Raw genomic sequence first — 19,702 nt, forward strand, 5'->3', positions numbered from 1 at the left:
ATGTTAACCGATTCAGAGAATAACCTATATATACATCATCAATTGCCAACTATCAATTATAAAGTCCACGAGGTAAGTCCCTACATCAACTGGATTTATTTTTTCCATGCTTGGGGCTTCCAACCCAAGTTTGCGGCAATCGCCAACATTCACGGCTGTGATTCCTGCCGCGCCATGTGGCTTGCGGCTTTTCCACAAGAAGAACGTGCCAAAGCTGCCGAAGCCATGCAACTGTTTAAGGAAGCCAACAGGATACTCAACCGGCTGGATGAATCCCTTACGGTTCAGTGCATCTACAGGCTGTGCCGTGCTAATGCAGAAGGAGACAACCTCATTATTGAAGATACGGTGTTCCCCCTGCTCCGCCAACAGACTCCTCGTCCGGATGGAGGCCCGTTTCTCTGCCTGAGCGACTTCATACGCCCCCTTTCATCCGGAATAGCCGATACGATAGGCCTTTTTGCCTCTTCCATCAGCGCGGAGAGCGAAGGTTACTACCAAGACGACCCTTACAAACATCTCCTTGTACAAACTTTGACAGACCGGCTCGCCGAAGCTGCAACAGAGAAAATGCACGAATATGTACGTAAAGCGGCATGGGGATATGCTCCCGACGAGTCACTCTCCATCCCGGACTTACTGGCCGAGAAATTTCAGGGTATTCGTCCGGCAGTGGGTTATCCTTCCCTGCCCGACCAGTCCGTAAACTTCATACTGGACGAACTCCTGAATATGAAACAAATAGGCATCACGCTAACCGAAAACGGAGCCATGTATCCGCATTCCTCTGTCTGCGGACTTATGTTTTCACATCCCCGGTCACACTATTTTGCCGTAGGCAAGATTGGCGAAGACCAATTGGAAGATTATGCCCGCCGACGCGGTAAGCCGATTGATGAAATGCGAAAGTTTCTTGCAGAAAATCTGAAGAGTTGAATGCTAAAAGTGTGATTTTCCGGTTTCTGTTACGACAAACAAAATAAAAGCGATTCGAGAAACAATACAATGGAAAATATAGAACAAGAGTTTATGTCCGTCATACGGGAATATGAACGCGTTATCTATAAGGTGTGTTACTTATACACCACTCCGAACGCGACTCTTAGCGACCTATATCAGGAAGTAGTGCTCAACATCTGGAAAGCGTTTCCCAAATTCAGAAGGGAATGTAAAATCTCGACGTGGATTTACCGTATCGCCTTGAATACCTGTATCAGCTTCATCCGGAAAGAAAAGAACATTCCGGAGATTGTAACCCTCACACAAGAAGCCGACCGCAGCGAAGAGGATGACGAAACGCAAGCCATGTTACGGCAACTCTACCGGATGATAAACCGGTTGGGACAACTGGAGAAGTCCATCATCCTGCTTTATCTGGAAGAGAAAAGCTATGAAGAGATTACCGAAATCACCGGACTGACTGTAACCAATGTGGCCACTAAACTCAGCCGTATTAAAGACAAACTGAAAAAGATGAACAAGGAGGAATAATATATGGAACTGGACGAACTGAAAAAATCATGGAATGCATTGGATGCACAGTTGCAAAAGGAACCTATCGCCGATGAAAAACAAATTAAGGAACTGATTGCAAGCTATAAAACGAATACCCGCCGTAGCCTGGGACGACTCGTAATCCTGCAACGCTTCTCACTCGGAGTGGGTGCGGTCGGTCTGGCTATTATCTTGTTGATATGGCTCCTGCTCCCCACCTTCGGCTTCAACGAACACTTACAAACCAAGACAGCCCTATTCTTGGCCTTCATCACCGCCACTATCCTCGGCGGCATGTGGTGGGACTGGAAAACCTACCTTTGGAACAGGAATACGAGGGTAGACGAAATGTCCGTAGCCGAAGTAAGCCGGCGCATGACCACATTCCGCTGCTGGACTCGTTACGAAGTATGGGCAGTGGCTATTTGGGCAGTCATCTTCACCGCACTGTTCTACTGGGTGATGGATTACTATACGATGCCGCTCATAGTACAAGCTATCATGCTGGGATTCTGTATCATATGGGATGTAATCCTCATATATTTCATTTATAAGAAAGTCATCTACAAACACCTCGACAGCATTAAAAAGAATATAGAAGAACTGGAAGATATATGCACCGAATAACCCTTATACTTATCTTATTCCTGCTTTTACCGGATATGTACATCTATTTGGTGTACATTGTTAAGAAAACGCGTAATATCATCTGGCGCAGCGCCTATTGGCTTCCTACCGCCATACTGGTAGCTATATACATCTACTACATCTATCTGACAGGAGATAATGCCCTGTCACATCATCCTCAAAGCATCGGCAGACTGGCGGTGGCGGTAATGTTGTTTGCCGTTCCCAAAACGGTATTTATGCTCTGTTCACTGCTGGGCATATTGATGCGGGGAATCAGCCGGTTGCTGTCATTCATCATTTTCCATACGCCATTCAGGAACCCCCGCTATCCTTTCGTTGCCCACCGGCTTCCTTATACGCTTCTCGGCATAATATTAGGTGCAATCACTTTTACCAATATCCTTTATGGAGCAATGGCGGGTATTACACGTTTTGAAGTAAAGGAGGTGGAATACAGGTCGGCCAATATTCCCAAAGAATTTAACGGTTACCGCATCCTGCAACTGTCAGACATACATATAGGTAGTTGGCAGGGAAAAGAGGAAGCCGTTCAGCATTTGGTAAAGCTGGTGAACGAGCAACAAGCAGATATCATTGTCTTTACCGGTGATTTGGTTAATCAGCAAAGTCACGAACTGGATAATTTCAAAGAAATACTTTCGCAGCTTCATGCACCCGACGGAGTATATTCCGTTCTCGGCAATCATGATTACGGCACATATTACCGTTGGCGCAACAGGAAAGAGGAAGTTGCCAACTTGGAATATTTAATAAGTCAGCAAAAAGAGATGGGTTGGAAAATGCTGAATAACGAGTATGCCATCCTGCGTCACAAAGGTGACAGCATCGCGCTGGTAGGTGTCGAGAATGATGGTGAACCACCTTTCTCACAGTTTGCCGACCTGCCCAAAGCCCTACGGGGAACAGAAGGGATGTTTCGTATTCTGCTCAGCCATAACCCCACCCACTGGCGACGTGAAGTCTTGCCGGACTCTGACATAGAGCTTACCCTTTCCGGGCATACCCATGCCATGCAAATGGAAATGTTAGGGCACTCGTTAGCCTCTCTCATTTATCCGGAATGGTCCGGTATGTACTACGAAGGCAAACGTGCATTATATGTCAATGTCGGCATAGGCTACGTAGGACTGCCTTTCCGCTTTGGCGCATGGCCCGAAATCACCGTTATAAAATTAGTTAGCGAGAAAGAGTAGCAAAATACAAAAAAGGTCTATCTTTGTGGCAATAAAACCCAAAAACCATGAAGATACTCTATAATATTTATCAAGTTTGCTTTGCACTGCCTATATTATTGGTGTTGACTATCCTCACCGCATTAGTCACAATTATCGGTTCACTGCTGGGCGGCGCCCATATTTGGGGGTATTATCCCGGTAAAATATGGTCACAACTGATTTGTTATCTTCTGCTTATTCCGGTAAAAATAAACGGACGGGAGAAACTCCATAAGCGTACTTCCTACGTGTTTGTCCCCAATCATCAGGGTTCTTTCGATATTTTCCTGATTTACGGTTTTCTGGGAAGAAACTTCAAGTGGATGATGAAGAAAAGCCTTCGTAAGATTCCATTTGTCGGCAAGGCTTGCGAAAGCGCCGGACATATCTTTGTAGACCGTTCCAGCCCTCGAAAAGTATTGGCAACTATGAAGCAAGCAGAATCATCGCTTAAAAATGGAGTATCATTAGTGGTATTCCCCGAAGGGGCGCGCACATTCACCGGGCATATGGGATATTTCAAGAGAGGAGCTTTCCAATTGGCGGACGAACTTCAATTGGCGGTAGTTCCCGTTACCATTGACGGTTCGTTCGAGATACTTCCACGTACCGGCAAGTGGATACGCCGCCACCGCATGATACTGACCATCCATGAACCGATTGCCCCCAAAGGGCAAGGCGCGGAAAATATCAAAGCAACTATGGCTGAAGCATACGCAGCCGTAGAAAGCAGTCTTCCGGAGAAATTTAAAGGAATGATTAAAAACGAAGACCAAGACCGTTAAGGTTCCCAGTCCACACACAGGTTACAGTTTACTGACGGGGAGTGTCAGCCGAAGCGTTTTGCTTGACACGCTGATGTTCCTCAATCAACTGCATATTTTCTTTTGCTTTTGAAAGGAAATCCTTTACCAACTTATTCTGCTTGAACGTTAACGGAGCGGTTCGCATAATATCCTCTATCTGCGGGGTCATGATAGGATACGGCAATGTACTGCACATCATCATAAATACACTCGGACCCAAGACATTTTCATAATTGTCAATGATGAACTGCTTTACATAACTGTTCATTTCCTTCACAAGATTCTCCCCCTCCTGCTCCAACTCCCTATGGACATCTTCCAGATTGGCTCCGTCCAGCACCATACGCGCCTCCTTACGGTCAAGTTCCTCTATCTGCAATTCCAGTGCGTTCCGTTTTTCTATAAACTCATACAACTGGTTGTTGAGAAATGTGCCTTTAGCCGTCAGTTGCGTATTTGAGATGGAAACTTCTATCCTACCGTCTTCCAGCACAAGCGGCATAATCCCCTCATTGTCCATATAAAGAGTAACCATCATCACAGAGTCAACCCTGCCTTTCATGGAGAAAAGCCCGTGAATAACCTCTGCAGAATCAATAGTTACCCATTGACCGTCCCGAAGAGTTTTAAGAAATAACATTTTCCCGTCGAGGCTTGTGACCGAGGAGCTACCCTCCACCTTATACTTCCGGGTACAAGAAGTGAAAAACACGAGTAAAAGCAAAAGAGGCAAAATACGGTTTACACTCATTCTAATCATGCAGGAAACGATTTATGAATTACACGCAGCAAAGGTATTAATATTCCTTATAAACCGGATAGAAAGAAAGGAATTTTCATTTGGTTTACGTATTTTTGCACAATTATAAATAATAAAAAAACGGAAAAAAGACATGTCAACCTATGCTCCTTTTGCCAAACCTCTTTATGTAATGCTCAAACCCGTAGGGGCCGTATGCAACCTTGCATGTGATTATTGTTACTATCTGGAGAAGTCCAAACTGTACGTGAACAATCCCAAACACGTGATGAGTGATGAGTTGCTGGAAAAGTTCATTGAAGAATATATCAATTCGCAAACAATGCCACAGGTGTTGTTCACTTGGCATGGCGGAGAAACCCTGATGCGTCCGTTGGCTTTCTATAAAAAAGCCATGGAACTGCAGAAGAAATATGCCAACGGCCGGACAATAGACAACTGCATACAGACCAACGGGACAATGCTCACCGACGAATGGTGCGAGTTCTTCAAAGAGAACAATTGGTTGGTGGGTGTTTCCATCGACGGCCCGCAGGAGTTCCACGATGAGTACCGCAAGAACAAGCTCGGAAAACCGTCTTTTGTCAAAGTAATGCAAGGCATCAACCTACTGAAGAAACATGGAGTGGAATGGAATGCAATGGCGGTAGTGAATGACTTTAATGCCGACTATCCTCTCGAATTCTATAACTTCTTCAAAGAGATTGGTTCCCGCTATATCCAGTTCGCTCCTATTGTAGAGCGAATTACGCCTCATCAGGACGGACGTCATTTGGCATCATTGGCAGACAAAGAAAAAGCAACGGAACTGGCTGATTTCTCCGTCACCCCGGAACAATGGGGAAACTTCCTCTGCACCCTGTTTGACGAATGGGTGAAGCAAGATGTGGGCACTTACTACATCCAACTGTTCGACTCCACCCTTGCCAACTGGGTAGGCGAGCAACCGGGAGTATGCTCCATGGCAAAAACCTGCGGACATGCCGGCGTAATGGAATTTAACGGTGACGTATATGCTTGCGACCACTTTGTGTTTCCGGAATACAAATTGGGAAATATCTATCAGAAAACATTGGTAGAGATGATGTACAGCGAACAGCAGCAAGCCTTCGGACTGATGAAACAAAAATCACTCCCTACCCAATGCCGGGAATGCGAATGGCTGTTTGCCTGTAATGGCGAATGCCCCAAAAACCGTTTTGCACATACTGCAAGCGGCGAACCCGGCTTGAACTACCTATGTGCCGGCTACCGGAAATTCTTCAAGCATGCGGCCCCTTACATGGACTTTATGAAACAGGAATTACTGAATCAGCGTCCGCCTGCCAATATCATGGAAGCTATTCGGGAAGGAAAATTCAAATGAAACAATATAGTACATTAACAATAAACTAAGAAGGATGAAATTAACGAAGTATTTGATTGCGGCTATTGCCGTGCTGACAGTCTGCTCCGTACGCGCAGACGAAGGAATGTGGTTACTGCAACTCATGAAACAGCAGAATTCCACCGACATGATGAAGAAACAAGGATTGAAGCTCGAAGCAGATGACTTATATAACCCGAACGGTGTATCGTTGAAAGATGCCGTAGGCATATTCGGCGGCGGTTGTACCGGCGAAATCATTTCGCCGGAAGGATTAATCCTTACCAATCACCACTGCGGTTACGGCGCTATCCAGCAGCATAGCTCCGTAGAACACGATTACCTGACAGACGGTTTCTGGGCAAAGAGCCGCAACGAAGAATTGCCTACTCCGGGATTGAAGTTCCGTTTTGTGCACCGCATTGTGGACATCACCGACCTCGTAAACGAAAAAATTAAATCCGGAGAAGTAACGGAAGTCAACGCACTGACCGCACCGTTCCTCAGCAAACTTGCCAAAGAAGAACTGGAAAAAAGCGATCTGAAAGGCAAGCCGGGCATTGAAGTAAAAGCCCTGCCTTTCTATGCAGGAAATAAATTCTATCTGTTCTATTATAAGGTATATAGCGATGTGCGCATGGTAGCCGCTCCCCCCTCCTCGGTAGGAAAGTTCGGCGGTGAAACCGACAACTGGATGTGGCCGCGCCATACGGGCGATTTCTCCATGTTCCGTATCTATGCCGACAAGAATGGAGAGCCTGCCGAATACTCCAAAGACAACGTGCCTTTGCAAACTCCTAAATTCCTGCCGATTTCCATCAAAGGACTGCAAGAGAATGACTACGCCATGATTATGGGCTTCCCCGGCAGAACCAGCCGTTACCTTACCCAGTCGGAAGTAAAAGAACGCATGGAAGCCGACAACCAAGCAATGATTGATATGCGTGGCGTTCGTCTTGACGTATTGCGCAAATACATGAATGCCAGTGACAAAACCCGCATCCAATATGCCAGCAAATTTGCCGGAAGCAGTAACTACTGGAAGAACTCTATCGGCATGAACAAGGCAATCGTAGACAATGATGTGCTGGGCGCCAAAGCGGAACAGGAAAAGAAATTCGCCGAATTTGCCAAAGGCAAGCCTGAATATGAAGGCGTAGTAGACAAAATAGACGGTGTTATCGCCAAAAGAATGCCTGTTACCCGTCAGCTCAACTACTTGTACGAAGCATTGAGCGGCGCCATTGAATTTGGCAGCCCGTACATGATTATGGACAATATTAAAACAGCATTGGAGGAGAAAAACGATTCATTGCTCACTGCCGGCAAAGCACAACTGGAAAAAGTGTTCAATGATATACACAACAAAGACTATGACCACGAAGTAGACCGTGCCGTAGCCAAAGCTATTTTACCCGCCCTTGCCCAAAAGCTGAGACCGGAAGAGCTGCCCGGCTTCTACCTGACTATCCGCGACAAGTACAAAGGCGACTATAACGCTTATATAGATGATATATATGACAACTCTATTCTCTCCAACCGTACAAACTTCGACAAGTTCATGAAGAAGCCTACGGTAAAGGTCATTGAGAAAGACCCCGCTACCGCCTACTCACGCTCGAAAGTAGAGAAAATAAGAGCCGTTGCCTTGGAGAACAACGCCCTGAGCGACGGACTTGACCTGCTGCACAAAGCATATATCCGCGGTTTAGGAGAAATGAAACTCCCCGTACCGTCTTATCCGGACGCTAACTTCACGCTTCGCCTGACTTATGGTAATGTGAAGTCATACAGCCCGCGCGACGCAGTGCATTACAACTACTACACAACCACAGACGGTATTCTCGAAAAGGAGAACCCCGAAGACCGTGAGTTCGTAGTACCGGCCAAACTGAAAGAACTTATTCTCAACAAAGACTTCGGCCGCTATGCCATGGCAGACGGTATAATGCCCGTATGCTTCCTGACCACCAACGACATCACCGGCGGTAATTCCGGCAGCCCTGTCATCAACGGCGAAGGCCAGCTCATCGGTTGCGCATTCGACGGTAACTGGGAATCCCTGAGCGGTGACATCAACTTCGATAACAACCTGCAACGTTGCATCGCGCTGGACATCCGCTACGTACTCTTCATTCTGGAAAAACTGGGAGACTGCGGACATCTGATAAAAGAAATGAATATTGTTGAGTGATTCTAACGCATATTGATATGAAACGAATTATATTTGCAATATTCCTTGCATCCGGTATCCTCTCGGCATATGCCGACGAGGGTATGTGGATGCTGACCGACCTCAAACAACAAAACGAGGTCGCCATGACGGAACTCGGTCTGCTGATTCCCGCCGAAGAAATATACAATCCCGGCGGCATAGCCTTGAAAGATGCGGTAGTACACTTCGGAGGCGGTTGCACAGGCGAAGTTATTTCTGCAGAAGGGCTGGTACTGACCAATCACCACTGCGGTTACGGAGCCATCCAACAGCACAGTAGCGTGGAGCATGACTATCTGACGGACGGTTTCTGGGCGATGTCACGTAGCGAGGAGTTACCTTGTAAAGGCCTCACCGTTACTTACATCGACGAAATAATGGACGTAACGGACTACGTCAACGAACAGTTGCAGATAGATTCCGACCCGAACGGAACGAATTATCTGTCTCCCAAATACCTTACCATGGTAGCCGACCGTTTCCTTTCCGAGCAAGGCATCACGCTGACGCCCGGCCGCAAAGCGGAACTGAAAGCATTCTATGGCGGAAACAAATACTACTTGTTTCTCAAGACCACTTACAGCGATATTCGCATGGTAGGCGCGCCCCCCTCTTCTATCGGAAAGTTCGGAGCCGATACGGACAACTGGATGTGGCCGCGCCACACAGGAGACTTCTCCCTATTCCGCATCTATGCCGACAAGAACGGACAGCCTGCAACTTACAGTCAGGACAATATACCTTTGCAAGTAAAGAAGCACCTCACTATCAGCCTTGCCGGTTACCGCGAAGGTGACTTTACATTTGTCATGGGATTTCCCGGACGCAACTGGCGCTATATGATTTCCGACGAAGTGGAAGAACGTATGCAAACCACTAACTTTATGCGCCACCACGTGCGCGATGTCCGCCAGAAAGCCCTTATGGAACAAATGCTGAAAGATGATGCCGTACGCATTCATTATGCAAGTAAATACGCCTCGTCCGCCAATTACTGGAAAAACGCCATCGGCATGAACGAAGGACTTGTCCGCTTGAAAGTACTGGACACCAAACGCACCCAACAGGAACAACTCCTTGCACGCGGTCGTGCCTTGAACGACAGTTCTTACCAAAAAGCCTTCGAACAAATACGCAGCATCGTAAAACACCGCCGCAATGCTCTTTATCATCAGCAAGCCATTCAGGAAGCCCTGATTACAGGTCTTGACTTTATGAAAATTCCGAGTACTACGGCTCTGGTCACTGCATTGCAGAGTAAGGACAAAGCCAAAATAAAAGCTGCAGCAGACAGCCTGCAAATTGCCGCCGACAAGTATTTCGCCTCTGTCCCTTTCCCCGAAGTGGAACGTATTGTAGGCAAGAAAATGCTGCAAACCTACATGAAATATATCCCTGACGAACAACGTATCGGTATTTTCAAAGTTATCGACAAGCGTTTCAAGGGAGACAGTGATGCTTTCATCGACGCTTGCTTCAAGTATTCCATCTTCGGCAGTAAGGAAAACTTTGCCAAATTCATCCGCAAACCCAGCCTGTACAAGGTTGGCAATGACTGGATGACGCTGTTCAAATACTCTATCACCGATGGTCTGCTACAAACCACCATTGCCATGATGGATGCCAACCGTAACTACAATGCCGCCCATAAGGTATGGGTAAAAGGCATGATGGACATGAAACAAGAAGCCGGTACGCCTATCTATCCCGATGCCAACTCTACCCTGCGCCTGACCTACGGACGCGTATTGCCGTATAAGCCTGTCGACGGTGTGGAGTATGGATATTACACCACACTGAAAGGAGCGATGGAGAAGGAAGATCCCGACAATTGGGAATTCGTAGTTCCCGACAAATTAAAGCAATTGTACCGGACTAAGGACTTCGGACGATATGCCATGCCCAATGGAGAAATGCCCGTCTGCTTCATCGTAAACACAGACAATACAGGTGGCAATTCCGGCAGCCCGGTATTCAATGCCAAAGGCGAACTGATAGGTACAGGATTCGACCGCAACTACGAGGGCCTGACCGGTGATATCGCTTTCCGCCCCTCGTCACAACGTGCAGCTTGTGTGGACATCCGTTACACCTTGTTCATCATAGACAAGTATGCCGGCGCTTCGCACATCATCAAAGAACTGACGATTAGCGAATAATGCTTAGTGAACAATTCTTCCATTTATCTGTTATATACTCATAAACTATTATAAAACAAAGATTATGGAAAAGTTTGAAGAATTAATACAATCAGAAAAACCTGTTTTAGTGGACTTCTTTGCTACATGGTGTGGCCCTTGTAAAGCAATGCATCCGGTACTGGAAGCGTTGAAAAGTGAAATCGGCGAAAGGGCACGTATCGCAAAAATAGATGTAGACCAGCATGAAGAACTGGCTGCAAGCTATCGCATACAAATGGTTCCTACTTTCATCTTGTTCAGAAAAGGTGAAGCGGTATGGCGTCATTCCGGTGTAATCAGCAGTAAAGAGCTTAAAGCCATTATCGAACAAAACTCATAATTAGAACAAATGAAGAAAATTATAACTATGGCGGCTCTCATCTTCTCAAGCATACTTACTTATGCCTGTACCGATGGAGCCAAGCAAAAACCGGCGGAAACGCAAGAGACCACCCAAGAGGGTAGCGTAATCGTAATGAATAAAGATATGTTTATCAAGGACATATTCGACTACGAGAAGACCAAAGAGTGGAAATACAAAGGTGACAAACCCGCCATCATCGACTTATATGCCGACTGGTGCGGACCCTGCCGAATGACTGCTCCTATCATGAAAGAGCTGGCGAAAGAATATGCCGGGAAAATTGTGATATACAAAGTCAACGTGGATAAGGAAAAAGAACTGGCTGCCTTGTTCAATGCCACCAGTATTCCTTTATTCGTCTTTATCCCGATGCAAGGCGAACCCCAGTTGTTCCGCGGAGCTGCCGACAAGGCAACTTACAAGAAAGCAATTGATGAGTTCTTGTTGAAAAAATAAAACAAAGTGTGTCAAAGCAGGAAATGGCGATTTATGCTTATAAGACTATCGGCATTTCCTGCCATACACCGTCATATATTTCCATTACGTTTTTATAGCCGGCTTTCTTCAATGCCCGTAATGCTTCCGGGCGGCCGCTATTTATCCGTTCCGGATAATGAGAATCACTATTGACCTGAACACGAATACCTAAGTTACGCAATAACGGGAAATAGCGTTCATTGGGATAGAAAGTTCCCAAATCATGGTAAGACTTGGTATTGATTTCCACCTGATAGCCATGTGCGGCAATATCCTCAAAGTATTCTTTTACGAGTGTATCATACCAGTGTTCATCGAGCAGACCGGGACGGTAACAGGCAGCGTTATAGTGCATCTTGTCCGCGTGTCCCACTATATCAAAACCGCCTAACTCCAACATACGTCTCAACCGCCCGTAATACAGATGAACAACCTGCTCCAAGTCACCGCAGAAATGTTCATCCACTATATGCCTGAAGGTATCAGCCGGAACATCTACATCAACGACCTCTGATTTATCATTATACAACATATGTACGGACCCGATGCGGTAGTCCAACGGCAGTTCCCGAAAACAGGTAACGGAGGGGTTGCTCTCCTCATTCAGATAATCTATTTCCAAGCCGAGGTAAAGTTCTATCTTACCGGCATATTTCTCTTTCATCCGATGAAATTCCGCCAAATAGTCGTCCATACTATCCCACTCCATCGTCCATGCCGTAGAAAAAGGCAAAGGGGCATGGGATGAAAAGCCATACGAAGTAAATCCCTCGCTCAAAGCAAACCGTACGAAGTCTTCCATGCCTGCACGTCCGTCACAATACAGACTGTGACTATGATAATTCGTCAGATTTTCACTCCTGCTCATCCTCTTATTCTTTCATTAAATTATTATTCCCGAACTTCAGTTCGACTCTATTTCGCTTAATTCCAACCAGCGCATTGTCTTCTCATCAATTAAGTCCGCCAATTCCGGCAGGCGTTTCGACTTCTCCGTCAATTCATCTACGGACAGCGTACCACTGCACAAGGCATCTTCAATGGACTGCTTTTCGGCTTCCAATGCTGCAATATCCTGTTCGAGTTGCTCAAATTCGCGTTTTTCTTTAAAAGACATACGACGCTTTTCATTCAAACGAACTTTCGCAGTCTTCTCTTCCTGAGCCTTTGCAGCTTCTTTCTCCTTCTCTTTCTCTTGGGTGGCTTTCACGTCTTTCCAGTCGCGATACTGAGTATAGTTGCCGGGGAAATCGCGAATATCTCCCTGACCGTTAAATACCAGCAAGTGGTCTACCACCTTATCCATGAAGTAGCGGTCGTGGCTCACCACAATGACGCAGCCCTTGAAGTTCTGCAAATATTCCTCCAGTACATTCAATGTTACAATGTCAAGGTCATTGGTAGGCTCATCCAGCACCAGGAAGTTCGGATTGCGCATCAATACCGTACACAGATAGAGACGACGACGCTCGCCACCGCTCAGCTTATAGACATAGCTATGCTGCGTTTCGGGTGTAAAGAGGAAATGTTGCAGGAACTGCGATGCCGTGAGGCGCTTGCCGTTACCCAGTTCTATCACTTCCGCAATGTCCTGCACCACATCTATGACCTTCATCTGTTCGTCAAACTGCAAGCCGTCCTGCGAATAGTAACCGAAGCGAACGGTTTCGCCTATATCCAGCGTACCGCTGTCCGCTTGTTCATGTCCCATCAGTATCTTGATGAAAGTGGACTTTCCCGTACCGTTATTACCTACAATACCCATCTTCTCATAACGGGCAAAGATGTAAGAGAAATCGTCCAGTATCTTCAAGTCACCGAATGACTTATAAAGATGGTCTGCTTCAAATATCTTGCTGCCGATGTAAGACGCCTTTACATCCAGCTTTACATTATCATTGTTGAAACGTTGCTTGGCCACTTTCTCCAACTCATAAAAAGCATCTTCCCGATAGCGCGCCTTATGACCTCTGGCCTGCGGCATACGGCGCATCCATTCGAGCTCCGTACGATACAGGTTGTTGGCGCGTTCTATCTCCACCGTCTTGGCTTCGATACGTTCTTCGCGTTTTTCCAGATAATAGCTATAATTGCCCTTGTACTGGTATATCCGGCGGTTGTCTATTTCAACAATCTCCGAACAAACGCGGTCGAGGAAGTAACGGTCGTGCGTCACCATCAACAGGGTCAGGTTGGTACGGCGCAGATAGTCTTCCAGCCACTCGGTCATGTCGAGGTCCAAGTGGTTGGTAGGTTCATCCAATATCAGGATATCGGGTTCGGTGATAAGTGTATTGGCAAGCGCTACGCGCTTCAGTTGTCCGCCTGAAAGGGACTTCACCTGCTGGTTGAAATCACGGATTTTGAGTTGTGAAAGGATTTGTTTGGCTTTCTGCTCGTACTCCCACGCTTTCTCATGGTCCATACGCACCAGAATCTCGTCCAAACCGGGATGCCCTTCCGTCTCCATGCAACGCTCGTACTCTTTAATCAGTTCCACGGTGCTGTTGCCATGATGGAAACAGGCTTCCAATACGGTCAGTTCTTCCGGATATTGAGGGTCTTGTTCCAGATAGCCTACCCTTATATCACGTCTGAAAGAGATTGTACCGCTGTCATAGCCTTCCTTTCCCGAAAGGATATTGAGTAATGTGGACTTTCCGCTGCCATTCTTGGCAATGAGTCCTACACGCTGCCCTTCGGACAGTCCAAAAGATATATTTTCAAATAACACCAAGTCACCGAATGACTTGGTCAGGTTTTCCACTTGGAGGATTGAATTTACTGCTGCCAATGTTTTGATAGTTGAAAGTTAATAGTTGCCATACGGAGAGAAATCTGTCCTGCGGACAGGGACTTATGAAAGTAGATTCTTATAGATTTCCGCAAGGTCGCAGGGTTCTCCGGCTTTCACTTTGCTCCATACTAATTTCATCGGGTCTATCATCATGTCGTTTGCCGTATTCACAAGAACGGGAGCTTCACGGTTGCCGTCGACCAGCGTACGCCACTCCAAACCGTCTATCTCATTAGCCAAAATGACGCAAAGCGTAATGCCCAACGCCAACCATGCCTCTTTTTTCTTGGCACTGATGCTGCCGCTGTCCATCATCTGCTGCATATTGGCTATATCTTCCTCCTGCCCCTGAAAGTCTTTTTTCAATTGTTCTTTCACGGTGGCGCTCACCCACTCGTACGCCTCGTTTATTTGATAAATTTCCGAAAGGCGTACCGGGATTATCTCTGCCGGATATTTCCGGTTGGCTGTGCGGACTTCCAATGAAGCTATGACGCTCTCCGCCTCTGCCACCGGTTCTCCTTTGCGCACCGTAAACGAACATTCAAAAGCGACATCGCCTATTCCTGCTATCCAAAGATGAGAGGTATAGTACGCGCCTTCTTCCTCGAACATTTCTTTGCTGTAAGCACAATCCAAGTGCCCTACCTTTACAGGCGCAGCCGAAGCATTCTCCTTTAGTTCCTGTCTGACGGCTTCCTTGCCGTATGCCGTACTGCCTTTATAGGCCGATATACGGAAATTGCCTGTCCACTCATTAGGATTATAAAACAGGAAAGAGCCTTCCCCGTCTTCAAATTCGTTCCAGTCTGCCGGATAAACCATAGAGAACCATGCTCCCGGAGAAATAAATTTCTTACCTTGTTCCATACTTCATTGACTAAATGACTTCTTTCTTGCAAAAGTAACATTACAACCGTTGATATGCAAACAATGCAACAAAAAAACAACCGATTCTCACGAACCGGCTGTTCCAATCATCATCTATGAATGAAGACTTTGTAGGTCTCCAATATCGTATTATATTTTAACTCTATTTTTTCGAATGCAAAGATAATCAATGAAACAATATGTGCATCAATATTTTAAGATATTTAATTTAACATTCTATAAACTAATGAGTTTCCGACACGGTTAGTTTATCCTGATTATTTACCAATAGGCTGTATCTTTCTTCTTACGTCCTTGGATATTTCCAGAAACATATAATTCAATCTGCCGGAATGAATGCCTTTTTCGTTGTCTCTATATTTCTTGCTTGCATATTCTTTACTTTTCTCAAAAGTGATGCGGGACATCTGGTTCTGCGTCTTTCCCACCATAGTAGAGTCCAGCTGTTCGTCGGGAAAGAAATCATCCAAGTCCACATCGCCAATCATGGTAGTCTCAAGGAACTTCATGTCCTTATGGCTCGCATCGGTGTAATAGCCCACAAACATATGTCCGGGCGTACGCACCAGTATCGGCTCTATATTAATGGCACGAAGCAAAGAAGCAAACAAGACGCTTCCGTCCACACAATTTATTTGTGATGACTCCAAAGCATCGTCGAACGTACGCACCCGCTGGGAAAAGACCACATTGCTGGAGAGGCTCGTATTGGAAACGGAACTATAACGGAATTTACGTTTCTGCAAAACATTCCACAAGGCATACACTTGGTTATCCACAGCTTCGGGGCTGCCCTGATAGCCCAAAAATCGGTTCACTATACGGGTATTCAGGGCTTCACGCAATAATTGGTCTATCATAGGATTTTCCTCATTTACATATGCCGCAAAGAAGATTCCGGTATCATGGAATTTTGTACCTCCCGTGACATACCCCAACAAACACTCGTTGATGCTGCGCACCGAAAACGTACGTACCCGCTGCCCCAGTTCCTTTCCATTCATTTCCACCGTAATGGCAACACTTATCGGCTCCGCCTGATTATTGTTTTTCAACGCTTCATAGTTCCAGATAATATCGGGGTAAATAATATATTCGGTACGCGGCTTCGCCAATACGAACTCCGAAACGGAACGGGAGAAGAAAGGCGTTTCCGCAACCTCCACCCTCACCCTGCTATACGCTTTTGCAGAGCGTACCTTCACTGCGATGCAAGACTTGGGGTTTCCGACAAACATCGAGTCGACCGGAACAATGACCTGAGCATCCGTTGTTGCAACAGACAAAATACTGGAAGGGAATATATTTCCTCCCAATTCATCCGTTATCTCAAAACCGGAGCGAAAAGGAGCAACATTCAACCAAATTGAACCGATAACTACAATCGCCAACACAGCCACCGCTAATGACATACGCCATTTGGATTGCTTCCACCTCATCATGCTCATAAGTTCTTTCATACAGTCATTCCCATTAAAACCACACAAATTTAGCATATAAATCTCTATTTATATGCTAATGGGATAAGAAAACTGTTACTCGTTTGGAATTGTCCACTTTATTTAAGGGTAAGGTTGCTCTGTTTAAAGTGTTTTGAGCGAAGCTAATGACAGGACAGATGATGTATCCTAACGAAACAGATAATGCGTTTTAACAAAACAGATAATGCGTTCTTATAAAACAGATAATGCATTTTGTTATGATAATAATCCCGTTTGATATACTTGAAAAACTTGTTTGATACGCTTGAAAAAGTCATTTGACACGCTTGAAAAAGTCATTTGGTACGGATAAGCCTAAAAGAGAACAGTGAAATCCGCGTCATCCGTGCCTAAAAAAGCACACAACCTATTGCCACCGGAATTTTGTAATCACAATGTAATACTTGTTTCACTCTATCGTAACAAAAATGCCCCAATTTTGTCGAAGAAAAGAAATAAAGTTTAACTTTGTAATAAAGAGGCGTTGCAGTCTCTCATTACATTAATAAAGAAGTACAATGAACGAATACCGGATTTTAGTAGTAGACGACGAAGAAGATTTATGCGAAATCTTAAAGTTCAATCTCGAAAACGAAGGTTACGAGGTAGATACTGCGAATTCTGCCGAAGAAGCCTTGAAAATGGACATCAGTGCTTACAACCTGTTGCTGCTGGATGTGATGATGGGAGAAATCTCCGGATTCAAAATGGCAAGTATGCTGAAGAAGGAGAAAAAAACCGCCCAAGTGCCCATCATCTTCATCACCGCCAAAGACACTGAAAACGATACGGTAACGGGATTCAATCTGGGAGCGGATGATTATATCTCCAAACCGTTTTCCCTGCGCGAAGTAGCCGCACGCGTCAAAGCAGTGCTGCGCCGCACCCGGCAAGGAGAAACGGAACACGCACCGGAACAAATCGTCTACAAGTCATTAGTGCTCGACATCATCAAAAAGAAAGTAAGCATAGACGGTGAAGAAGCGCCCCTCACCAAGAAAGAGTTCGAGATATTGCTCCTGTTACTGCAAAACAAAGGACGCGTATTCTCGCGTGAGGACATATTAAGCCGCATCTGGAGCGACGAAGTATATGTACTGGACCGCACCATAGACGTAAACATCACCCGTCTGCGCAAGAAAATAGGAATATATGGCAAATGTATTGTAACTCGTTTAGGATATGGTTATTGCTTTGAAGCCGAATAATGACGGGCATTTCCTGTCGTTCAGCCGGAAGTTGTTTCTTTCGGTGATTTCATTGTTTCTTGTTTTTGCCGGCTGCTTTATTGCTTATCAATACCAACGGGAGAAAGAGTATAAAGTGGAGTTGCTTGACACACAGCTGCAAGACTACAACGAACGCCTGCAACAGGAATTGAGGAGTACTCCCGACAGCCTGTGGAGTGCCGCTTTGGATAAATACATCACCAAAGGCTCGCACAAGAATCTGCGTGTCACCATCATAAATTTGCACGGAGACGTGCTTTATGACAGCTATAATGAAACGTTCCAAGAAGCGTTCAGCAACCACATCAATCGTCAGGAAATTCAAAAGGCGCTAAAAGACGGGAAAGGGTATGATTTAAGACGTACTTCCGAAACAACCGGCATCCCTTATTTCTATTCGGCAACCCTCTACCCAGATTATATAATCCGCTCGGCGCTGCCCTACAACGTAAACCTGATAAACAGTCTTGCCGCCGACCCGCATTACCTTTGGTTTACAGCCATTGTAACCTTATTGCTGATATTCGTCTTCTACAAGTTTACATCCAAACTTGGTACGGCAATCAACCACCTGCGCGAATTTGCCAAGCGCGCCGACAAGAACGAACCTGTGGAAACCGATATACAATCCGCCTTTCCGCACAACGAACTTGGCGAGATTTCCCAGCACATCATACAGATATACAGACGTCTGCGCGAAACAAAAGAAGCGCTGTACATCGAACGTGAAAAGCTCATCACCCACCTGCAAACCTCTCGCGAAGGACTGGGAGTGTTCACCAAAGACAAGAAGGAAATTCTTGTCAACAACCTTTTTACCCAATACGGCAACCTCATTTCCGACTCTAACCTGCAGACCACAGAAGAGATATTCTCCATCTGTGAGTTCCAGAAGATAACCGACTTCATCAGCAAGGCGCAAAAACGGCCCTCGGATAAAGAAGAAAAACGGCTGTCCATCAATATCAATAAGAACGGACGCATATTCATTGTAGAATGCATCATCTTCCAAGACTTGAGTTTTGAAATCTCCATCAATGACATCACGCTGGAAGAAGAACAGATACGCCTGAAACGGCAACTCACGCAGAACATCGCCCACGAACTGAAGACTCCCGTAAGCAGCATTCAGGGGTATCTGGAAACTATCGTCAACAACGAGAATATCTCGCATGAAAAGATGCAGACCTTCCTCGAACGGTGCTATGCCCAAAGCAATCGCCTCAGCCGCCTGCTGCGGGATATTTCCGTACTGACGCGCATGGATGAAGCCGCCAACATGATTGATATGGAAAAGGTGGACATCAGTATGCTCGTCACCAATATAGTCAATGAAGTGTCGCTGGAATTGGAAGAAAAACATATTACCGTCATCAACAGCCTGCAACCCAAGATACAACTAAAAGGCAACTATTCATTGCTCTACTCCATATTCCGCAATCTCATGGATAACGCCATAGCTTATGCCGGAACGAATATCCACATCAACATCAACTGCTTCCGCGAAGACGAGAATTTCTATTATTTCAGTTTTGCGGATACCGGAGTGGGTGTTTCGCCGGAGCACCTGAACCGCCTGTTCGAACGCTTCTACCGCGTAGACAAAGGACGCTCACGCAAACTGGGCGGCACAGGCTTGGGACTTGCCATCGTGAAAAACGCCGTCATTATCCACGGTGGAACAATCTCCGCCAAGAACAATCAGGGGGGTGGACTGGAATTTGTGTTCACGCTGGCAAAGGAGAAATAATTCTCTCCATTCATTCTTGTATGTCAC

Annotated in this window: 17 protein-coding genes; 12 read left to right on the top strand and 5 right to left on the bottom strand. The window is 45.9% G+C overall.

The window, feature by feature from the left end; all coding sequences use genetic code 11:
• From DW121_RS07850 to DW121_RS07870, 5 genes are all read left to right on the top strand, one after another.
• The gene (locus DW121_RS07850; protein ID WP_117711427.1) at positions 1-936 is read left to right on the top strand and encodes a vitamin B12 dependent-methionine synthase activation domain-containing protein; all 936 of its coding nucleotides are present in this window, start codon (positions 1-3) and stop codon (positions 934-936) included.
• Between the two features lie 69 nt (positions 937-1,005).
• On the top strand, positions 1,006-1,491 hold the full coding sequence (locus DW121_RS07855; protein WP_118323465.1) for an RNA polymerase sigma factor: 486 nt from the start codon (positions 1,006-1,008) through the stop codon (positions 1,489-1,491).
• 3 nt (positions 1,492-1,494) lie between these two features.
• Positions 1,495-2,121, top strand: a complete 627-nt coding sequence (locus DW121_RS07860) for a hypothetical protein (protein ID WP_117711425.1) — start codon at positions 1,495-1,497, stop codon at positions 2,119-2,121.
• The gene (locus DW121_RS07865) at positions 2,109-3,338 is read left to right on the top strand and encodes a metallophosphoesterase (protein ID WP_118323466.1); all 1,230 of its coding nucleotides are present in this window, start codon (positions 2,109-2,111) and stop codon (positions 3,336-3,338) included. Before DW121_RS07860 ends, DW121_RS07865 begins: the two co-directional genes overlap by 13 nt.
• A gap of 47 nt (positions 3,339-3,385) precedes the next feature.
• Positions 3,386-4,144, top strand: coding sequence for a lysophospholipid acyltransferase family protein (locus tag DW121_RS07870; RefSeq protein WP_118323467.1), 759 nt, complete (start codon positions 3,386-3,388; stop codon positions 4,142-4,144).
• Between the two features lie 28 nt (positions 4,145-4,172).
• Here DW121_RS07870 and DW121_RS07875 read toward each other — a convergent pair whose 3' ends face one another.
• A complete protein-coding gene (locus tag DW121_RS07875; protein ID WP_118323468.1) occupies positions 4,173-4,925 on the bottom strand; it encodes a DUF4369 domain-containing protein in 753 nt (250 codons plus the stop codon).
• A 133-nt stretch (positions 4,926-5,058) separates the two neighbouring features.
• Here DW121_RS07875 and DW121_RS07880 point away from each other — a divergent pair, with 133 nt between their 5' ends.
• From DW121_RS07880 to DW121_RS07900, 5 genes are all read left to right on the top strand, one after another.
• On the top strand, positions 5,059-6,291 hold the full coding sequence (locus DW121_RS07880) for an anaerobic sulfatase-maturation protein (RefSeq protein WP_118323469.1): 1,233 nt from the start codon (positions 5,059-5,061) through the stop codon (positions 6,289-6,291).
• A gap of 34 nt (positions 6,292-6,325) precedes the next feature.
• Positions 6,326-8,485, top strand: coding sequence for a S46 family peptidase (locus tag DW121_RS07885; RefSeq protein ID WP_118323470.1), 2,160 nt, complete (start codon positions 6,326-6,328; stop codon positions 8,483-8,485).
• Positions 8,486-8,502: 17 nt separating this feature from the next.
• The gene (locus DW121_RS07890; RefSeq protein WP_118323471.1) at positions 8,503-10,665 is read left to right on the top strand and encodes a S46 family peptidase; all 2,163 of its coding nucleotides are present in this window, start codon (positions 8,503-8,505) and stop codon (positions 10,663-10,665) included.
• A 64-nt stretch (positions 10,666-10,729) separates the two neighbouring features.
• A complete protein-coding gene (gene trxA / locus DW121_RS07895) occupies positions 10,730-11,026 on the top strand; it encodes a thioredoxin (RefSeq protein WP_118323472.1) in 297 nt (98 codons plus the stop codon).
• Between the two features lie 9 nt (positions 11,027-11,035).
• Positions 11,036-11,506 (top strand): thioredoxin family protein, encoded by a 471-nt coding sequence (locus DW121_RS07900; RefSeq protein WP_117711417.1) that lies wholly within the window; start codon positions 11,036-11,038, stop codon positions 11,504-11,506.
• Positions 11,507-11,543: 37 nt separating this feature from the next.
• Here DW121_RS07900 and DW121_RS07905 read toward each other — a convergent pair whose 3' ends face one another.
• The 4 genes from DW121_RS07905 to DW121_RS07920 form a co-directional block, all read right to left on the bottom strand.
• Positions 11,544-12,395: a histidinol-phosphatase gene (locus DW121_RS07905; protein WP_117711416.1), complete on the bottom strand. Its 852-nt coding sequence runs from the start codon at positions 12,393-12,395 to the stop codon at positions 11,544-11,546.
• A gap of 36 nt (positions 12,396-12,431) precedes the next feature.
• Complete coding sequence (locus DW121_RS07910) at positions 12,432-14,321, bottom strand: ABC-F family ATP-binding cassette domain-containing protein (RefSeq protein WP_117711415.1); 1,890 nt, start codon at positions 14,319-14,321, stop codon at positions 12,432-12,434.
• Positions 14,322-14,384: 63 nt separating this feature from the next.
• Positions 14,385-15,194 (bottom strand): DUF3805 domain-containing protein, encoded by an 810-nt coding sequence (locus tag DW121_RS07915; protein ID WP_117711414.1) that lies wholly within the window; start codon positions 15,192-15,194, stop codon positions 14,385-14,387.
• Between the two features lie 278 nt (positions 15,195-15,472).
• Positions 15,473-16,675 (bottom strand): hypothetical protein, encoded by a 1,203-nt coding sequence (locus DW121_RS07920; RefSeq protein ID WP_117711413.1) that lies wholly within the window; start codon positions 16,673-16,675, stop codon positions 15,473-15,475.
• Positions 16,676-17,214: 539 nt separating this feature from the next.
• Between DW121_RS07920 and DW121_RS07925 the strand changes: the two genes are divergently transcribed.
• Both DW121_RS07925 and DW121_RS07930 read left to right on the top strand, forming a co-directional pair.
• Positions 17,215-17,904, top strand: coding sequence for a response regulator transcription factor (locus tag DW121_RS07925; protein WP_117711412.1), 690 nt, complete (start codon positions 17,215-17,217; stop codon positions 17,902-17,904).
• Positions 17,879-19,675 (top strand): ATP-binding protein, encoded by a 1,797-nt coding sequence (locus DW121_RS07930; RefSeq protein WP_117711411.1) that lies wholly within the window; start codon positions 17,879-17,881, stop codon positions 19,673-19,675. The genes DW121_RS07925 and DW121_RS07930 overlap by 26 nt, the downstream gene beginning before the upstream one ends.
• The last annotated feature ends 27 nt before the right edge of the window (positions 19,676-19,702 follow it).

This window comes from Bacteroides sp. AM10-21B (assembly GCF_003472565.1).
Taxonomy (GTDB): domain Bacteria; phylum Bacteroidota; class Bacteroidia; order Bacteroidales; family Bacteroidaceae; genus Bacteroides; species Bacteroides propionicigenes.

Excerpts from the sequence above, each read along its gene's own strand:
- DW121_RS07930 (WP_117711411.1), top strand. The coding sequence starts at position 17,879 with ATGGTTATTGCTTTGAAGCCGAATAATGACGGGCATTTCCTGTCGTTC.
- DW121_RS07885 (WP_118323470.1), top strand. The coding sequence starts at position 6,326 with ATGAAATTAACGAAGTATTTGATTGCGGCTATTGCCGTGCTGACAGTC.
- DW121_RS07875 (WP_118323468.1), bottom strand. The coding sequence starts at position 4,925 with ATGATTAGAATGAGTGTAAACCGTATTTTGCCTCTTTTGCTTTTACTC.
- DW121_RS07870 (WP_118323467.1), top strand. The coding sequence starts at position 3,386 with ATGAAGATACTCTATAATATTTATCAAGTTTGCTTTGCACTGCCTATA.
- DW121_RS07905 (WP_117711416.1), bottom strand. The coding sequence starts at position 12,395 with ATGAGCAGGAGTGAAAATCTGACGAATTATCATAGTCACAGTCTGTAT.
- DW121_RS07860 (WP_117711425.1), top strand. The coding sequence starts at position 1,495 with ATGGAACTGGACGAACTGAAAAAATCATGGAATGCATTGGATGCACAG.
- DW121_RS07925 (WP_117711412.1), top strand. The coding sequence starts at position 17,215 with ATGAACGAATACCGGATTTTAGTAGTAGACGACGAAGAAGATTTATGC.
- trxA (WP_118323472.1), top strand. The coding sequence starts at position 10,730 with ATGGAAAAGTTTGAAGAATTAATACAATCAGAAAAACCTGTTTTAGTG.
- DW121_RS07890 (WP_118323471.1), top strand. The coding sequence starts at position 8,503 with ATGAAACGAATTATATTTGCAATATTCCTTGCATCCGGTATCCTCTCG.
- DW121_RS07920 (WP_117711413.1), bottom strand. The coding sequence starts at position 16,675 with ATGAAAGAACTTATGAGCATGATGAGGTGGAAGCAATCCAAATGGCGT.
- DW121_RS07880 (WP_118323469.1), top strand. The coding sequence starts at position 5,059 with ATGTCAACCTATGCTCCTTTTGCCAAACCTCTTTATGTAATGCTCAAA.
- DW121_RS07865 (WP_118323466.1), top strand. The coding sequence starts at position 2,109 with ATGCACCGAATAACCCTTATACTTATCTTATTCCTGCTTTTACCGGAT.
- DW121_RS07850 (WP_117711427.1), top strand. The coding sequence starts at position 1 with ATGTTAACCGATTCAGAGAATAACCTATATATACATCATCAATTGCCA.
- DW121_RS07900 (WP_117711417.1), top strand. The coding sequence starts at position 11,036 with ATGAAGAAAATTATAACTATGGCGGCTCTCATCTTCTCAAGCATACTT.
- DW121_RS07855 (WP_118323465.1), top strand. The coding sequence starts at position 1,006 with ATGGAAAATATAGAACAAGAGTTTATGTCCGTCATACGGGAATATGAA.
- DW121_RS07915 (WP_117711414.1), bottom strand. The coding sequence starts at position 15,194 with ATGGAACAAGGTAAGAAATTTATTTCTCCGGGAGCATGGTTCTCTATG.